Source organism: Promicromonospora sp. NPDC019610 (genome assembly GCF_044389365.1).
In the GTDB taxonomy this organism is placed as follows: Bacteria; Actinomycetota; Actinomycetes; order Actinomycetales; family Cellulomonadaceae; genus Promicromonospora.
The window spans coordinates 1,685,529-1,703,148 of record NZ_JBIRXX010000001.1 but is presented as its reverse complement, the minus strand read 5'-3'; the positions used below and the strand labels follow the sequence as shown (position 1 = coordinate 1,703,148).

Below are 17,620 nucleotides of genomic sequence, written 5' to 3'. Positions count from 1 at the left end.
TCGCCCCGGATCGCGCGCGCCACCGCGTGCAGCTCCTCGATGCTGACGCGCCACCGGTCCGAGACGAGGTCGGTGCCGACCGGGTACGAGTAGCCGTCCAGGAGCACCAGCGCCCGCGGATAGCGCCGGTGCAGCGCGTCGACGAACCGGGCGGCCTCGCGCTCCTGGTCCGCCCACGCGCGGCTGCGCACACGCAGCCCGATCCAGACCACCGGCCCGTCCCTGACCGGCGGCGGCTGCGGGTACCCGGGCGCCGGCTCGGCCCGGGCCATCCGCCGCCGGATGCGGTCCACGAGGGAACGCCGGATGAAGTACCCGCCGACCGAGACCACCAGGTGCTCGCGGGAGAAGGGATAGGGATCGCGCAGGGACCGGCGCGGTTCGTCGACGACGCGGGCCGCCGAGAACTCCGGGAACAGCTCCTCGAACGTCCCGAAGAAGCCGGACCCCGCCGTGCGCACCTCGGCCACGTTGCCGGCCAGCCCGTGGTCGATCAGCCGCTCGACACCCGGGTAGAAGTTCCAGACGTGGTGCGCGAAGTTCTCCGCGACCGTCATCTGGAGCACCACCTGACGTCGCGCGCGCGGGTCCGGGCGGGTGGCGACCGCGCGGTCGTACTGGTCGCGCCGGGCCACGACCCGGCGGAGCAGGTCCGCCGACAGGTTGGTGATCTTGCGCGGCGCGAGCACCGCCCCGGTGAACGCGCCGAGATTCAGCACGAGGCTCCGGGCAGGAAGGAACAGGTAAGCGGCCTTGAAACCGCCCAGCACGCTCACGAGCATGGCGTGCTCGGTGTCCCCGAAGGAGTAGACGGCCTTGCCGACCGTCACCACCGTGTCGAACGGCGCGCACTCGGCGCCGCTCACCGGGTCGCGGAGCACCAGCCGCCGCTCCCGGACCGCCCGCGACTGGTGGCCCAGGTACGGGTCGGCCGCCTCGTGAATCCGCCGCTGCGCCGGCGTGACGAACTCCCGGTCGTGCGCCCGCGGGACGTCCGGGCTGAGGAACTCGTCCTGCCACCACGCGACCGCGTCGGCGGACAGCTGCTCCCCCGCCTCGGCCGCCTCCTCGAAGGTCAGCACCCGGGGCCGCGTGGCCGCGAAGTACAGCTTGATCACCGCGGGCTGCAACGCCCCGACGCGTGCGGCGTCGGCCTCGGGCAGCGGACGGAGGCCCGAGTAGGCCGCCCAGACGCGGGCGCACGCCACGGCGTCGTCGGACTCGAGGAACGTCGCGAGGTGCGCGGCGTGCTCGCGGCGCGCCTCGTCCGCCGTCGGCCCGCCGAGCAGGGCGAGGAGCACCACGGGGAGCGGCCGCGACGTGCGCGCCTGGAGCGCGGAGAGCCGTTCCGGGAGCGGCACGTCGTCGGCCCCGCGGGGGGCGTCGCGCCACTCGGCCCAGGCCTGGGCGCTCGTCGGGTCGAGGAGCAGCACCTGGCCGTAGGCGTCGTCCACCTCGGACGCGGGCGCCCCCGCCGCCACGAGGTCGCGTGCCCGGCGCTTCGCCGCCCGCAGGTCGGCGTCGCCCCCGGGGACGCGAGGAGCCCGGACGGGGTGCCGCACCTCGCGGTGCGGTACCCCGTCCGGGCTCCTGGTCATCAGGTCAGGCCGCCGCGCGCCGCGCCTCGACGAACGCGCTGCCCTTGTCCCAGAGCTCGCGGTACTTGACGTACAGCTCCTGGTTCCAGGGCTTGAGCCAGCCCGCCCAGTGGACGATGCTCGGGTCGGTCACCGTCTCCTGCGTCGGCCAGTTGTTCCAGGCCGGCGCGATCTTGCGGTACCGGGAACCGGCGTAGCAGTTCAGGATCTCCTGGTCGTTGAGACCGTAGGTCTCCACGTACGCCACGTAGTCGGCGGTGAAGCCCTCCGACCGCATCTGCGCGAGGTCCATGAGCAGGATGCCCGCGTTGAAGCCGTCGAAGTCGTTCGGGTGCCGCTGGTACATCGCGCGGAAGAACTCGTTGGCGACCACGGGCTCCTCCGTCAGGCGGCGGCCCTGCTTCAGGATGTTGCCGAGGCCGCTGCGCACGCCGTGCCCGACGGACGGGCGGGCGGCGAGCGGGGAACCGTCGAGCTCGATGTCGTGCAGCGTCGCGATGTCCTTGACGGTCAGCGCGTCGATGTCGTGGTAGACCACGCGGTCGAGGTCCGGGAGCAGCTCCGGCAGCAGCAGGCGGTCCATCGTGGAGACCGTGATGTGCTTGAGCATGCCGAGCACCGGCCCGTAGTCGATGTCGTCGCACGCGATCCACTCGAAGCTGACCTCGGGGAACAGGCCGGCGAGCCGGTCGTGGTCCTCCGTGGTGTGGTCGCGCGTGAGGGCGACGACGTGCAGGGGGCGGTCCGAGTGCTGGACCAGACCGCCGATGACGATCTCCATCTCCTGCTTGAGGTTGCCGTCCAGCGCGACCGCCACGTTGACGACCTCACCGGTGCGCGGCGCGGTGGCCGGCGTCAGCACGCGCGACGCGCGCGCCGTCCGGCACGCCTCGTCGACGTCGAAGGACGCGGTCAGCTTCATGATCGGGGCGGCGAACCGCTCCTCGGCCAGGGCGACCTCGGGCGCGACGGTCTTGCGCCACTCGGCGTAGACCTCCTCGCGCGACGCACCCTGGAGCACGAGGGCCATCGCCGGCGCGAGCAGGCGACGGATGCGCTCACGCATCTCGTTCAGGTCGTTCTCGTCGGCGTCGAGCAGGCCGGCGAACCGCACGTCGGCGCGGTTCTTCGGGGTGAACTGCACGTTCGCGCCGATCGACCAGGACGGCAGGTAGCAGTGCAGGCGCGAGGTGACGACCTGGCCGAACTCCGTGCGGTAGCTCTCCAGGAGCCCCAGCGCCTCGCGGACGTTCGGGCCCATCGAGGTCCAGCGGACGTCCTCGTGCACCTGCGTGATCTGGATGGCGTCGTCCGTCGGCGCCGGGGTGTCCACGTAGGCGGTGGGGCCGCCGACCGGGACCGGCGTGGCGGCGTCCGGGAACACCGTGCTGATCGTCGTGGTGAGGCAGCCCGAGAAGAAGGCCGGCACGCCACGGGCGAGCAGCAGGTAGACCGTGTTCCAGTCACGGCAGCCGATCGGGCCGTGCGCCTTGAGGTACTCGATCGCCTCGGGCGTGAGCATGTTCGGGCGGTTCACGTGGAACGAGATGAACAGCGGGTTCACGTTCGGGTTGAACGGGAAGTCGTAGGCCAGCCCGAAGATGTCCTGCATGTACCAGCCGAAGGCGATGGCCCAGGTGTTCTCCGGGACGGCGTCGTAGCTCGACGAGTCACGGTTGAGGGCCATGAGCTGGACGTCGGCGCCCGGGCCGTCGATCTGCAGCTCGGGGCGCACCCGGCCCTGGAGCTCGGAGACCACGCCGACGAGCTCGTCGTCGCCGTGCAGGCGCAGGTTCGCGTGGCGGACCAGGTGGCCGAGGCTCGCGATGGTCTGGACGTAGTCGCCCACGTTGGACGACGTCGTGCCCTCGTCCGGCTGCTTGTAGTCGATGACGCCGAACGACACGCGCCCCTCCGGGACCGTGGCGGTCTGCGGCGTGATCGCGCGCGACGTGAAGTCGGCCAGCAGCTCGATGCGGCGGGTCAGCGCCTCGTCGGCGTCGCCGGCCTCGCGGGCCGCGTCGATCGCACGGGAGGCGGCCGTGTACTCCTTCACGGCGAAGAAGATGGACGCCATGTTGTACAGGGGCTTGGCGCCCTGCACCACGCCCTGGTCGATCCACTTGACGACCTCGTCCACCACGCCGAGCTGGCCCACCTGGGCGGCGGTGCGGAGGAACTCGACCGGCGCGTTCCGGGCCACGGCGTCGCGCGGCACCTCGGAGAACAGGTCCCAGGCGAGGTCGTAGGTCCCGGCGTGGCGGGCGACGAGCGCTCCACCGAGCGCGCCGGCGACGCGGGTCTCGGGCTGGCTGTGCAGCGAGTGGCACAGCGCGCGGGCGCCCACGAGGACCTCGGCGTTCAGCTTGCGCGTGAACCGGCCGCGGATCAGCTTGACCACGGCGTCGGTCAGCGGCATGCCGGACCGCAGGCTGCGCGTGAGCTCGGCGTCGGCGGCCAGGCGCTTGGCGGCGTGGACGTACTGGCGCTTCGCCCGCACCTCCTCCTCGGGCAGGCTGCCGGGCTCCAGGCCGAGCACGACCTCGGTCATCTGGCGGTACGAGCCGCGCAGGCGCGCGGCGGCCTTCTCGTTGACCGTCGGCTTGGCCGACGACCCCGAGGACGGTGCCTTCGCAGCTGCCTCGGCGGACTTCTTGGGTTGCGGCGCGCTGGTGCCGGCCCAGCGATCAGCCGTCCTGGCGATTTTGCGAAGTGCGCGACGGCGCAGGCTCCGGCCTCGAACGTTCATCCATATACCTTTCTCGGGGTCGGCGAGCTGGGCGCTCAAGCCGGGGACGATCGTACCGTCCAGGCCGATCCAGAGGCCCCACGAGCGCCACATAGCACGTTAACTTCTCGTTTGTCATCGGCGAGGCACGTAGGCTCGGCCGACATGACCAGCCCTGTGCGCACATCCACGCAGATCGACGTCATCGCCGATGACTACGTCAAGCGTCTCACTGAACTCGCCCCTTTGTCCGCCACAGCCATGGGCCTGCCCGGACACGACCACGAGATCGGTGACCTCTCGCCCGCCGGCCACGACGCGCTGGCCCAGGCCGGGCGGGACGTCCTGGCCCGGCTCGACGGCGTGCAGCCCGCCGACGACGTCGACCGCGTCACGCTGTCGGCGATGCGCGAGCGGGTCGGGCTCGACCTCGAGCTCCACGCGGCCGGCGAGGGCCTGCGCGACCTGAACAACATTGCCTCGCCCGTGCAGGGTCTGCGCGACGTCTTCGACATCATGGCCACGGACTCGGTCGAGGCCTGGGAGAACATCGCGTCCCGCCTCAACGGCCTGCCGGACGCCGTCGACGGGTACATCGAGTCGCTGACGGCGGCGGCCGCCCAGGGGAACGTCGCCGCGATCCGCCAGGTGCGCGAGTGCGTCGACCAGGCGCGCGAGCTGGCCGGGGGCGACTCCTTCTTCACGTCGTTCACGCGCGGCGCCGCCGTCGACGCGGTGCTGGACGAGTCGGCCGCGTGCAGCCTGGTCCGCAAGGAGCTGGAGCACGGCGCGACCACCGCCCGCGCGGCCTACGGGAAGCTGGCGGAGTTCCTGGAGCGCGACCTCGCGCCGCGGGCCCCCGAGGCCGACGCCGTGGGCCGCGAGCGCTACGCCCTGTTCTCGCGGCACTTCCTGGGCGCGCAGGTGGACCTCGACGAGACGTACCAGTGGGGGCTCGACGAGCTGGCTCGCGTCGTCGCCGAGCAGGAGCAGGTGGCCGCCCAGATCGCCGGACCGGGCGCCACCGTCGAGCAGGCGGTGGCGGTGCTCGACGCCGACCCCGCCCGCAAGCTCCTCGGCACGGACGCCCTCAAGGCCTGGATGCAGGAGACGTCGGACGCCGCGATCACCGCGCTGAACGGCACCCACTTCGACGTCCCCGAACCCGTGCTCGACCTGGAGTGCATGATCGCGCCGACCCAGTCGGGCGGCATCTACTACACCCCGCCGAGCGACGACTGGTCCCGGCCCGGCCGCATGTGGTGGGCCGTGCCGGCTGGCGTCACGGAGTTCAACACGTGGCGCGAGAAGACGACCGTCTACCACGAGGGCGTCCCGGGCCATCACCTCCAGTGCGGCCAGGCCGTGTTCGCGCGCGAGACGCTGAACACCTGGCGGCGGCTGGCCTGCTGGGTGTCCGGCCACGGCGAGGGCTGGGCCCTGTACGCGGAGCGCCTCATGGCCGACCTCGGCTACATGGACGACCCGGGCGACCGCCTCGGCATGCTCGACGCGCAGCGCCTGCGGGCGGCCCGCGTGGTGTTCGACATCGGCGTGCACCTCGGCCTGCCCGCCCCCGAGGAGTGGGGCGGCGGCACGTGGACCGCCGAGAAGGGCTGGCCGTTCCTGCTGGCCAACGTGAACATGCCCGAGCAGTTCGTGCGGTTCGAGTTCAACCGGTACCTCGGCTGGCCGGGGCAGGCGCCGTCGTACAAGGTGGGGCAGCGCCTCTGGGAGCAGACGCGCGACGCCGCGAAGGCGGCCGTGCCGGCGGGCCAGGAGTTCGACGCGAAGGCGTTCCACGCCCGGGCGCTCAACCTCGGCTCCGTGGGCCTGGACACCCTCCGCGAGGCGCTCTCCTGAACCCGCGTGCCAGGCGGACAGGTCCCTCGGGTGACCTGTCCGTCTGACACGTGACGGGGGTCACTTTCGGCAGATCTCGTATTTGCTGTTTCGTCCGCCCGCATTCTCGTTACTGTGTCGCGCGTGCCACGCCTGGTCCTCGCCTCCCAGTCCCCCGCCCGACTCGCGACGCTGAAGTCCGCCGGAGTCGCGCCGGAAGTCGTCGTGTCCGGCGTGGACGAGGACAAGGTCCTCGCCGACGCCACGGAACGGTTCGGCGAGCTCGACCCCGCCGACGCCGTGCTCGTCCTGGCCCAGGCCAAGGCCGAGGAGGTGGCGTCCCGGCTGGAGGAGTCCTGGGCCGACGCCGCGGCCGACGGTGGGCCCGATGCCGAGGCCGCGGGCGAGGGTGCGCCCGCCACCGAGGCCGCGGGCGAGGGTGCGCCCGCCGACGTGATCGTCGTCGGCTGCGACTCCATGCTGGAGATCGACGGCACCATCGTGGGCAAGCCCGCGGACGCCGCCACCGCGCGCGAGCGCTGGCGAGCCATGCGCGGCAGCAAGGGCGTGCTGCACACGGGCCACTGGGTGGTCGACCTGCGCGACGACGCCGCGGGCGGCACCGGCGGCACCCTCGGCTCGACCAGCTCGACCACGATCTGGTTCGCCGACATCGACGACGACGAGATCGACGCCTACGTGGCGACCGACGAGCCGCTGCACGTGGCCGGCGCCTTCACGATCGACGGCCTCGGCGGCCCGTACGTCGAGCGCATCGAGGGCGACCACCACGGCGTGGTCGGCATCAGCCTCCCCCTCCTCCGCGAGCTCCTGGGCGAGCTCAACGTCCCGTGGCGCACCCTCCGCGAGGCGTGAGCTCGACTGCCGGACCGGTGGTCGGTCGAACGTAGGGTTCGTCGGCCTGTGAGCGCTCAGAGTGCGACGAACCCTACGTTCGGCCCCGGTGCGCGGCGCCAGCCCAGAGCTTTCAGGCGGGTCGCCATCTCCGTGCCTACCGTGGGCGTTTCATCGCTCAGTGCTCGGGCCGCCGGGAACCTGATCACGATCACGCTGCCCGTCGCGACCAGCCGGTTCTGCCGCTCCGAGTCGTCGGCGAGCATCGCCTCCCCGGAGTGGAAGGCACGACCGTCGATCTCGGCCACGACGTACCGGCCGCCCGGCAGGCACCAGACGAAGTCGACCCGCGCCAGGAACACACCGTCCAGCGTGAACATGACCTGCTGCCCGTCCGGGGGAACGCCCGAGTCGACGAAGGACAGGCGCGCGAACGACTCTGCTGTCGATCCGTCCAGCGCCTCGGCCAGGTCGAGCAGACCCTGCGCTCGCGCGGCACCTCGGCGCCCGCGCAGCACCGCGCGCACGTCGCCGAGGCCGCTCTGGTCCATGCGCCCCTCCCGCAGGGCGCCGCTGAGCACCGCCACGACCTCGCCGCGAGTCAGGTACGGGAGCGCCTGCGCCAGCGCCGGGACGACCGACGCGATCCGCCGGCCCCGGTACGCCTCGTCGGCGAAGTCCCGGTAACGGCGCAGCGTCACACCGTCGACCGCCGCATGCATCCCACCTGCTCGCGCCGCCTCGGGTGCCAGCGGGGCGACGAGACCGTCGACGCCGAGCAGCGCGAGCGCGCAGGCGCCGGTGGCGATCCCGTTCCCCACGGCGAGCATCGCGGTCCAGGCGGCACGACGCCGGACGTGGTCGTGACGGCCGTCCCGCCGGCGCTGCCCGGCCGGCGTCGGGTCGGTGTCGTAGACACCTCGGACGACACGGCACCACCGGCCCTGCCTGACGAGCAGGGCCACGGCGTCCTTGTCGAGCCCTGACGCGTCGCACTGCGCCTTGCTCACGAGCCCCTCCTGGGCCCCAGCAACCGACAGGAGCCGCTGCGGGAGGGTTCGCCAGGGTCTCATGCGTCGATCCCACCCCGGCGAGCCCCCACGACCATGCCCCGGACAGCACCGCTGTGGACGAACCGCCCGGGACGCCCCCTGTGGTCGCGCTCGCTGCCAGCAATCGCCGTCCGGCGTGCAGGTCGCCCATGCCAACAGCTTTCGGGGCCCCGCGCCAACGCGCCCGCACCCCGCGCCAGCGCCGCCCACACCCCACACCCCACACCCCGGCGCCAGGCAGTCGAACGTAGGCTCCGTCGGCATGTGAGCGCTGATGAACCGACGAACCCTACGTTCGACGCCGACGCCCGCCGACGCCCGCCGACGCCCGCCGACGCCCGCAGCCGCCCGCAGCCGCCCGTCGGCAGCAGCGCCCGTTTACCTGATACCCACAAGGCCGGGCGGCTCAGTGGACTGAACAGTGCCGACGCCATGTCTGAACCCCACAAACGGCCCGCTCCGGGGTTGGTCTGGCCGCCAGACTTTCCGCCGCGTGGCCGGAGCCGGTACATAGGTCCTGGATACGCGGGTTACGGTGAGCCGTGCCTAGTTCCAGCCTGCCCCGAACCATCTCGAAGGTGCTCATCGCCAACCGTGGTGAGATCGCCGTCCGCGTGGCCCGCGGATGCGCCGATGCGGGGCTGGCGTCCGTCGCCGTCTACGCCGACCAGGACCGCGAGGCCATGCACGTGCGGATCGCCGACGAGGCGTTCGCCCTCGGCGGCGCCCGCGCCGCGGACACCTACCTCGACCCCGCCAAGCTGCTCGACGTCGCCCGCCGGTCCGGCGCCGACGCCGTGCACCCGGGCTACGGCTTCCTGTCCGAGAACGCGGCGTTCGCCCAGGCCGTGCTCGACGCCGGGCTGGTCTGGATCGGCCCGCCGCCGTCGGCCATCGACGCGCTGGGCGACAAGGTGAGCGCACGGCACATCGCGCAGCGCGCCGGCGCGCCGCTGGTGCCCGGCACGCCCGACCCGGTCAAGGACAGCAGCGAGGTGCGGGCCTTCGCCGAGGAGTTCGGCCTGCCCATCGCCATCAAGGCGGCGTTCGGCGGCGGCGGCCGCGGCCTCAAGGTCGCGCGCACCTTCGACGAGATCGACGAGCTGTTCGACTCGGCGGTCCGCGAGGCGACGGCGGCGTTCGGTCGCGGCGAGTGCTTCGTGGAGCGCTACCTCGACAAGCCGCGCCACGTCGAGACCCAGTGCCTCGCGGACACCCACGGCAACGTCGTCGTGGTGTCCACGCGCGACTGCTCCCTGCAGCGCCGCCACCAGAAGCTCGTCGAGGAGGCGCCCGCGCCGTTCCTCACGCCGGAGCAGGAGAAGTCGCTCTACATGGCCTCCGAGGCCATCCTGCGCGAGGCCGGGTACGTCGGCGCCGGCACCTGCGAGTTCCTGGTGGGCCTCGACGGCACCATCTCCTTCCTCGAGGTGAATACCCGCCTCCAGGTCGAGCACCCGGTGACCGAGGAGGTCACGGGGATCGACCTGGTCCGCGAGCAGCTGCGCATCGCCGCCGGCGAGCCGCTCGGCTACGACTCCCCCGCGATCCGCGGGCACTCCCTCGAGTTCCGCATCAACGGCGAGGACCCGGCGGCGGGCTTCCTGCCGGCTCCGGGCCGCCTGAACACGATCACGTGGCCGTCGGGCCCGGGCGTGCGCGTCGACACCGGCGTCGTCGCGGGCGACACCGTCTCCGGCGCCTTCGACTCCATGATCGCCAAGCTCATCGTCACGGGCGCCACGCGCACCCAGGCCGTCGAGCGCGCCCGCCGGGCCCTGCGCGAGCTCGTGGTCGAGGGCATCCCCACGGTGGTCCCGTTCCACAAGGCCGTGCTCGACGCCGAGGCGTTCGTCCCGACGGACGGTTCGCCGTTCCGCGTGCACACCCGCTGGATCGAGACGGAGTTCGCCGACGAGCTCAAGGCCCTCGCGCCGGCGCCTGCGCCGGCCCCCGAGGACGAGGTCGAGGAGGTCACGGCCGAGCGCGTCGTCGTCGAGGTGGGCGGACGCCGCCTGGAGGTCGTGCTGCCCGCGGGCCTCGGTGTGGCCGCCGGCCGCGCCCGGACCGCGAACGCCGCCCGGCGCCCCGCCCGGCGCGCGGGGGGCGGCAAGGCGTCGAGCGCCTCCACGGGCAACACGCTCGCCTCGCCCATGCAGGGCACCATCGTCAAGGTCGCGGTCGAGGACGGCGCTCAGGTGGCCGAGGGCGACCTCGTCGTCGTGCTGGAGGCCATGAAGATGGAGCAGCCGATCCTGGCCCACCGCGCGGGGACCGTGCGCTCCCTGTCGGCGACGCCGGGGGCGGGCGTGACAGCGGGCGCCCCGCTGTGCGAGATCGTCGACTGACCAGAGCCGTCACCGGAACTCATCGGGTGATTTCCGGCATCAAACCGGGTGAAAAGCGGCTCACGAGGCCTGATAGGTGCCACCCGCGCCCATCAGGCCCCGTGTGATCGGCTAGGTTCTGCGACGTGACACGCGTCGTAGTTCTCAGCCCCGAAGAGGCCATCGCCCTCGTCCGTCCTCGCAAGAGCCTTCCGTCGTTCGTCAGCGAGCTGACCTGCGAGGACGGCGTCATCGCCGTCACCGCGGACCTGCGCCGCCTGACGTATGCCCCGCTGCCCGTCAAGATCGCGGCCAAGGCCGTCCCGGTCATGCACGCGTCGGCGCGGATCACGTCGGTGTGGCAGAACATCGCGGTGCTCCAGGTCGAGGCGGACGCCGCCGGCCTGCCCGCCACCAAGCTGCTCCCCCTCGCCTCCGGCACCATCGAGAAAATGGCCCGCAAGAGCGGCCTGCCGGACCACGCCGTGCAGCTCCGCAAGGACGGCACGGTCTCGCTCGACCTGCGCGCGCTGATGCGCGGCCAGTTCACCGAGGTGACGGGCTTCCGGTTCGAGGGCGGCAAGGTCGTCGTCGAGGGCGTCCCCGCGGAGGACTGACCGCACCGTTCGCTGACAGCCCGCGTCCGGACCTGAGAGACTGACGCCGTGCCGAACCCGACAGTGCCTCCCACAGACCTCCACCGGCACGACGGCGACGGCTGGGTGACCTGCGGGGACCACCGGCACTGGGGTCTGTTCGGCGCGGCGGGGCTGTTCCTCGTGCGCCGGGACGTCGCGGGGGCGCCGTCCGCCATGGTGCTCCAGCACCGCGCCCTGTGGTCCCACATGGGCGGCACCTGGGGCATTCCCGGCGGCGCCCTCGCCCCGGACGAGAAGCCCGAGGACGGCGCCCTGCGCGAGGCCGCCGAGGAGGCGGCGATCGAGCCCGCCGCGGTGCACGTCGTGGGCACCCACGTGCTGGAGCACCCGGCGTGGACGTACACGACCGTCGTGGCCGACGTCGCCCCCGGCCACGCCGTCGAGCCCCGCGCCGCCGATCCCGAGAGCCTCGAGGTGCGCTGGGTCGGGCTCGACGAGCTGGACGGGCTGACCCTGCTGCCCGCGTTCGGTCACGCCCTGCCTCGCCTGCTCGCGTTGCTGGGTTAGGGTCGAATCGTGCATATCCGGATCGCTCCCGAAGAGGCGCTCGGCCTGGCGAGGATCGCCAAGCAGGCTCCGCCCGTCATCAGCTCCGTCGTCGGCGACGGGGACGTGATTCGTGTGGTCGCGGACCTGCGCCGCCTCGAGACCCTGCCCGGCCCGCTCAAGCTGGCCGTCAAGATCGCGCCGATCGTGCGGGGCGACGTCAAGCTCGCCTCGTTCGAGCGCGGGGTCGCCACGCTCGCCGTCGAGGTGAACGCGGCGGGTCTGCCTGCGCACCGGCTGCTCAGCCTGGCCGCGGCGCCGATCGAGCAGGAGGTCGCCAAGCAGGGCCTGCCGCCGGGCGTCGTGGACGTGCAGCCCGACGCGCGGATCGCCGTCGACGTCGAGCGCCTGCTGGAGGCCAAGTTCCCGGGCGTCACCGTCACCGGCGCGAAGGTCGAGGGCGGCCAGATCGTCCTGGACGCCTCCGTCGCCTGAGCCGGAGGTGCAGCGCAGGGTGGGGGCCGAGGAACGAGGCACGCGCCCTGCGCGGAGCCGCAGGCTCAGGCGACAGACAAGCAGAGCCTCCGTCTGAAACGGCGCCCCGGCCCTACTTGCCGACCCGCGCGTCCAGCACCCGCGCGCCCTCCGCGATCGAGCCCGACAGCGACGGGTAGATCGTGAACGCGGACGCCACGTTCTCCACCGTGAGCCGGTGCTGCACCGCCAGCGTGATCGGGAAGATCAGCTCGGACGCCCGCGGCGCCACGACCACGCCGCCGAGCACCACGCCGGCCTCGGGGTGCGCGAACAGCTTCACGAAGCCGTCCTTGACGCCGAGCATCTTGGCGCGCGGGTTGCGCGCGAGCGGCAGCGTGGTGGTGATGTAGCGGGAGTTCTGCGCGCGCAGCTTCTCCTCGCTGTAGCCCACGGTCGCGATCTCGGGGGCCGTGAAGATGTTGGACGCGACGGTTCGCAGCGCCAGCGGCTGGACGGCGTCGCCCAGGGCGTGCGCCATCGCGATCCGGCCCTGCATCGCGGCCACCGACGCGAGCGGGAGCACGCCGGTGCAGTCGCCGGACGCGTAGACGCCGCGCACCGAGGTCCGCGAGACCCGGTCGACCACGACGTGGCCGCCGTCCGACAGCCGGACGCCCGCCTCCTCCAGCCCGATGCCCGACGTCGACGGCACGCCGCCGACCGCGACGAGCACGTGCGAGCCGTGCACCACGCGTCCGTCGGACAGCGTGACCTCGACGCCGGCGTCGGTACGCACCGCGGACGCCGCGCGCGAGCGGGACAGCACCGTCATGCCGCGGGAGCGGAACACGCCCTCCAGCAGCTCGGCGGCGTCCTCGTCCTCCCCGGGCAGCACCCGGTCGCGGCTGGAGACCAGCACGACGTCGGAGCCCAGCGCGTTGTACGCGCCCGCGAACTCGGCGCCCGTGACGCCCGAGCCGACCACGATCAGCCGCTCGGGGAGCTCCCGCAGGTTGTACATCTGCGTCCAGGTGAGGATGCGCTCGCCGTCCGGCACCGCGGTGGGCAGGGTCCGCGGGGTGGCGCCGAGCGCGAGGAGCACGGAGTCGGCCTCCAGCACCTCGGTGGCGCCGTCCGCAAGCTCCGCGACCACGCGCGATGGGCCGTCCAGCCGCCCCTTGCCCGCGACGATCCGGATGCCCTCGCGCTCCAGGCGGCCGCGGATGTCGGCGCTCTGTGCCCGCGCCAGCGCCAGCACGCGCTTGTTCACGGCCTGCAGGTCCACGAAGTGCTTGCGCTTCTCCGCGGTCGCGGCCGCGGACGCCGCCGCCTGCACGCCCGCACCGCTCAGCGCGGGGACGGCGTAGGCGGAGACGACGGGGATGCCGCCCGTGGCCAGCGAGACGTCGACGTCGGACAGCGGGTCCACGACGTCGTCGGGCATGCGGATGCCGAGCTCGGGGGCGCGGTCGGCGATGGTCATCCACTCGGCGGTCGCGATGAGCGTCTTGGAGGGGACGACGTCGGTCAGGACCGCCGCGCCGCCCAGACCCTGCTGCTCCACGACCGTGACCTGTGCGCCCAGGCTGCGGGCCACGAGCGCCGCCTCGTAACCACCGGGGCCACCTCCCACGACGACGACACGGTGCGGGACAGCTGCGGGATCGAGGGGGGTCACGGGGTCCATTCTCGCATCGCCGGGAGGTGCGCCGGATCCGCCGTCCCGGTGGGCGCGTGCCGGGGGGAAAGTGGCGATAACCTCGGACCATGAGTACGGAGCCAGATCTGGACGACCCCACGACCGACCCGTTCGACGTCGCCGCCGCCGCCGCCGAGTACATCGCGGCCAAGACCGGGGTGCCGAGCCACGACATCGCCCTCGTGCTCGGGTCCGGGTGGGGCGGTGCGGCCGAGCTGATCGGCGACGTCGTCGCGGAGATCCCCACCGCGGAGATCCCCGGCTTCGTCAAGCCCGCCGTCGAGGGCCACCGGTCCACCACGCGCTCCATCCGCGTGGAGCGGCCGGACGGCGCCGTCCGGTACGCGCTCGTCCTCGGCTCGCGCACGCACCTCTACGAGGGTCTCGGGCCCCGCCGCGTGGTGCACGGCGTCCGGACCGCCGCGGCCGCCGGCTGCGAGACGGTCATCCTGACCAACGGCTGCGGCAGCGTGCACATCGGCTGGCGTCCCGGCCAGCCGGTCCTCATCAAGGACCACCTGAACCTCACGGGGCAGACGCCGCTGGAGGGCGCCAAGTTCGCCGACATGACGGACGTGTACACGCCGCGCCTGCGCGACGTCGCGCGGACGGTCGACCCGGACCTGCCCGAGGGCGTGTACGCGCAGTTCCACGGCCCGCAGTACGAGACGCCGGCCGAGGTGAAGATGGCCTCCCTGATGGGCGCCGACCTGGTCGGCATGTCCACCGCGCTGGAGGCCATCGCCGCGCGGCACTGCCGGATGGACGTGCTCGGCATCTCCCTGGCCACCAACCTGGCCGCGGGGATCAGCCCCCACCCGCTCTCGCACGAGGAGGTGCTGGAGGCGGGCAGGGAGGCTGGGCCGCGCATCAGCGACCTGCTCGCCCGAGTGATCAAGCAGATCTGACGCCCGTGGCCACCGACCTGCCGACCACCACCGGAGCCCCCTCGGCCCGCGATCTCGTCGCGCGCGCCGAGGCCTGGATGGCCGCCGACGTCGACGAGTCCGACGTCGAGGAGCTGCGCGCGCTCGTCGCCCGGACCGGCGACGAGAACATGGGCCACCTGGCCGTCGCCGAGCTCGCCGACCGGTTCTCGGGCCCCCTCCAGTTCGGGACGGCGGGCCTGCGCGGCGCGATGGCCGCCGGGCCGAACCGCATGAACCGCGCCGTGGTGATCGCCGCCGCGGCGGGGCTCGGCGCGTTCCTGCAGGCGGAGGCGGCCGGCGTGCCGCCGCGTGTCGTGGTGGGTTACGACGCCCGCCACCGCTCCGCCGACTTCGCCCGCGACACCGCGGCCGTGCTGGTCGCGGCCGGGGCCGAGGTGCTGCTCATGCCGGCGCCGGGACCCACCCCGGTGCTCGCGTTCGCCGTCCGCCACCTGGCCGCCGACGCCGGCGTCATGGTCACCGCGAGCCACAACCCGGCCGCCGACAACGGCTACAAGGTGTACCTGGGCGGACGGGTCGTCGCGGGGCCCGGGCAGGGCGCCCAGATCGTCCCGCCGTACGACGCCCGGATCGCAGGCGAGATCGCCCGCGTGGGCGCCGCGAAGGACGTGCCGCGCGCGGAGTCGGGCTGGACCGTGCTCGGCCCGGAGATCACCGACGAGTACCACCGCGCGGTGGCCACGCTGCACGACGGCGAGCCGCGCACCAGGCTCCGCATCGTCACCACCTCGCTGCACGGCGTGGGCGGCGTCGCGATCGCCCGCGTGCTCGCGGAGGCGGGCTTCGACGACGTCGTGCCCGTGGAGGAGCAGGTCGCACCCGACCCGGACTTCCCCACCGTGGCCTTCCCCAACCCGGAGGAGCCGGGCGCGATCGACATGGCGCTCGCCCTGGCGCAGGACGCCCACGCGAACCTCGTGATCGCCAACGACCCGGACGCCGACCGCTGCGCCGTCGCCGTGTTCGACCCGCAGTACGGCACCTACCAGGGCGCCGAGACGGCGGGGTCGCAGGGCTGGCGCATGCTCCACGGCGACGAGGTCGGCATGCTGCTGGGCTGGGACGCGGCCGAACGGGCCGTGCGTGCCACGACAGGTGGCACGCTGGCCTGCTCGATCGTGTCGTCGCGCGCGCTGGCCGCCATCGCGAACCACCACGGCCTGCAGCACGCCACGACCCTGACCGGGTTCAAGTGGATCTCGCGCAGCCCGGGCCTCGTGTTCGGGTACGAGGAGGCGCTGGGCTACTGCGTCGACCCCGTGCACGTGCGGGACAAGGACGGGTTGTCCACGGCGGTCGCCGTCGCCCAGCTGGCCAACCGGCTCAAGAACGAGGGCCGCACGCTGCTCGACCAGCTCGACGACATCGCGCGGGCCTGCGGGCTGCACGTCACGGGACAGGTGTCGGCGCGGTTCGAGGACCTCGCCCGGATCGAGACGACCATGACGTGGCTGCGCAACGCGCCGCCGTCGGAGCTGGCGGGCTCGCCCGTGAACTCCGTCCGGGACCTCGCCGAAGGCCTGAACGGCCTGCCGCCCACGGACGGCGTGGTGCTGCTCACCGTGGACGACACCCGGGTGATCGTGCGCCCCAGCGGCACCGAGCCCAAGATCAAGTGCTACATCGAGGTCGTCGCGCCGATCGACCCCGCGGCGTCCGCCGAGGAGCTGTCCACGGCGCGCGTGGCGGCGCGTGGGCGCCTCGCCCTGGTGCAGGCGGATCTCCGCTCGATCCTGGGCCTCTGACGGCCTGCCCGCCCGTGCGGGCGGGCAGGCGGTCCGCTACTTCACGACGGCGGGCAGGACGTCCATCGTGCCCTCGTTCGCGGCCATGAAGTCGGGCAGCCCGTCCGCGGCCACGGCATCCATGAGCGGGTCGAACTTCGCGCGGTCAAGCACCACGATCGACTGCCCGTCGGCGCTGCGCCCCGTCCCCGAGTAGGGGGCGGTCATGAACGTGATGTCGTTGGTCGAGATGTCCTGCGCGCTCTGGAACAGCTCCTGCATGCGGTCGAAGGTGAACCCCTCGTCCACGGCCACCGAGCTGGTGACGGCCCCGAGGAACGAGGCCATCTTCAGCGGGTCGCTGCGGTTGTTGTTGGCCTTGGCCACGATCGCCCGCATCCAGGCCTGCTGGCGCTGCACGCGGCCGAAGTCGCCGTTGGCCAGGGCGTGGCGCTCACGGGCGAAGGCGAGCGCCTCCTCGCCCGTCATGGCCTGGCGCACGGAGCCGCCCGCGCCGTCGGGCACGGTGATCTCGACGCCGTCGAGCGAGTCGGTCAGCGTGGTGAAGGACTCGAAGTCGGTCACCGCGAAGTGGTCGATGCGCACGCCTGTGAGGTCCTCGACGGTCTGGATCATCAGGCTCGGGCCGCCGTAGGAGAACGCGGCGTTGATCTTGGCCTCGCCGTAGCCGGGGATGGGCACCCACGAGTCGCGCGGGATGGAGATGGCCGCGGCGCTCTGCCGGTCGGCCGACAGGTGCACGAGCATGATCGCGTCGGTGCGCTGGGCGCCGGCCTCCCAGGCGGACGGGTCGCCGGCGGAGATCCGGCTGTCGGAGCCGAGCACCAGGATGTTCACGGGGGCTGTGGGCCCCTCCACGGGGGCCGCGCTGGGCCGGGTCGAGGGGTCGATGCCCTCGAACGCGTCGAGCCGCTCCACGTTGCCGTCGAGCGAGGCCCGGTAGCCGAACCAGGCGGCGGTCGCGCCGCCACCCACGAGCAGCAGGGCGCCGACGACGATCCCGGCCACGAAACCCTTGCCCCGCCGGCTGCGCCGCGCATGACGCAGACCCCCGTCCACCGGGTTGGGTGCGGAGAGAAAGTCGTTCATTCGATCGGGTGCGGCCATGGCCGATGATCTTAGTCGCGTTTTCGACTACTACTCTTATGCGTGCACCGCAACCGGAGAAAGCGCTTGCGGGTGAATTCCGATAAACCCCGGCC

Annotated in this window: 12 protein-coding genes; 8 read left to right on the top strand and 4 right to left on the bottom strand. The window is 72.9% G+C overall.

The annotated features are described in order from the left end of the window. Positions 1 to 1,602: 1,602 nt before the first annotated feature. Positions 1,603 to 4,347: a glycosyltransferase family 8 protein gene (locus ACH45N_RS07570; protein ID WP_397392664.1), complete on the bottom strand. Its 2,745-nt coding sequence runs from the start codon at positions 4,345 to 4,347 to the stop codon at positions 1,603 to 1,605. Between the two features lie 144 nt (positions 4,348 to 4,491). Here ACH45N_RS07570 and ACH45N_RS07565 point away from each other — a divergent pair, with 144 nt between their 5' ends. Both ACH45N_RS07565 and ACH45N_RS07560 read left to right on the top strand, forming a co-directional pair. After that, positions 4,492 to 6,189 (top strand): DUF885 domain-containing protein, encoded by a 1,698-nt coding sequence (locus tag ACH45N_RS07565; protein ID WP_397392662.1) that lies wholly within the window; start codon positions 4,492 to 4,494, stop codon positions 6,187 to 6,189. A gap of 123 nt (positions 6,190 to 6,312) precedes the next feature. Further along, complete coding sequence (locus ACH45N_RS07560) at positions 6,313 to 7,044, top strand: Maf family protein (RefSeq protein ID WP_397392660.1); 732 nt, start codon at positions 6,313 to 6,315, stop codon at positions 7,042 to 7,044. Between the two features lie 56 nt (positions 7,045 to 7,100). Here ACH45N_RS07560 and ACH45N_RS07555 read toward each other — a convergent pair whose 3' ends face one another. Then, positions 7,101 to 8,096 (bottom strand): hypothetical protein, encoded by a 996-nt coding sequence (locus ACH45N_RS07555; protein WP_397392658.1) that lies wholly within the window; start codon positions 8,094 to 8,096, stop codon positions 7,101 to 7,103. 548 nt (positions 8,097 to 8,644) lie between these two features. Here ACH45N_RS07555 and ACH45N_RS07550 point away from each other — a divergent pair. The 4 genes from ACH45N_RS07550 (at position 8,645) to ACH45N_RS07535 (ending at position 12,042) form a co-directional block, all read left to right on the top strand. Next, positions 8,645 to 10,423: an acetyl/propionyl/methylcrotonyl-CoA carboxylase subunit alpha gene (locus tag ACH45N_RS07550; protein WP_397393823.1), complete on the top strand. Its 1,779-nt coding sequence runs from the start codon at positions 8,645 to 8,647 to the stop codon at positions 10,421 to 10,423. A 125-nt stretch (positions 10,424 to 10,548) separates the two neighbouring features. After that, positions 10,549 to 11,019, top strand: coding sequence for a hypothetical protein (locus ACH45N_RS07545; protein ID WP_397392656.1), 471 nt, complete (start codon positions 10,549 to 10,551; stop codon positions 11,017 to 11,019). Between the two features lie 48 nt (positions 11,020 to 11,067). Continuing rightward, positions 11,068 to 11,568 (top strand): NUDIX domain-containing protein, encoded by a 501-nt coding sequence (locus ACH45N_RS07540; protein ID WP_397392654.1) that lies wholly within the window; start codon positions 11,068 to 11,070, stop codon positions 11,566 to 11,568. A gap of 9 nt (positions 11,569 to 11,577) precedes the next feature. Beyond that, a complete protein-coding gene (locus ACH45N_RS07535; protein WP_397392652.1) occupies positions 11,578 to 12,042 on the top strand; it encodes a hypothetical protein in 465 nt (154 codons plus the stop codon). A 112-nt stretch (positions 12,043 to 12,154) separates the two neighbouring features. Here the strand turns inward: ACH45N_RS07535 and ACH45N_RS07530 are convergent, their stop codons facing one another. After that, positions 12,155 to 13,711: an NAD(P)H-quinone dehydrogenase gene (locus tag ACH45N_RS07530; RefSeq protein ID WP_397392650.1), complete on the bottom strand. Its 1,557-nt coding sequence runs from the start codon at positions 13,709 to 13,711 to the stop codon at positions 12,155 to 12,157. Positions 13,712 to 13,791: 80 nt separating this feature from the next. Between ACH45N_RS07530 and ACH45N_RS07525 the strand changes: the two genes are divergently transcribed. After that, complete coding sequence (locus tag ACH45N_RS07525; RefSeq protein WP_397392648.1) at positions 13,792 to 14,631, top strand: purine-nucleoside phosphorylase; 840 nt, start codon at positions 13,792 to 13,794, stop codon at positions 14,629 to 14,631. A 77-nt stretch (positions 14,632 to 14,708) separates the two neighbouring features. Continuing rightward, on the top strand, positions 14,709 to 16,418 hold the full coding sequence (locus ACH45N_RS07520) for a phospho-sugar mutase (protein WP_397393821.1): 1,710 nt from the start codon (positions 14,709 to 14,711) through the stop codon (positions 16,416 to 16,418). 36 nt (positions 16,419 to 16,454) lie between these two features. On the opposite strand, the gene ACH45N_RS07515 is transcribed toward ACH45N_RS07520, so the two are convergent. After that, positions 16,455 to 17,525, bottom strand: coding sequence for an LCP family protein (locus ACH45N_RS07515; RefSeq protein WP_397392646.1), 1,071 nt, complete (start codon positions 17,523 to 17,525; stop codon positions 16,455 to 16,457). Positions 17,526 to 17,620: the final 95 nt, after the last annotated feature.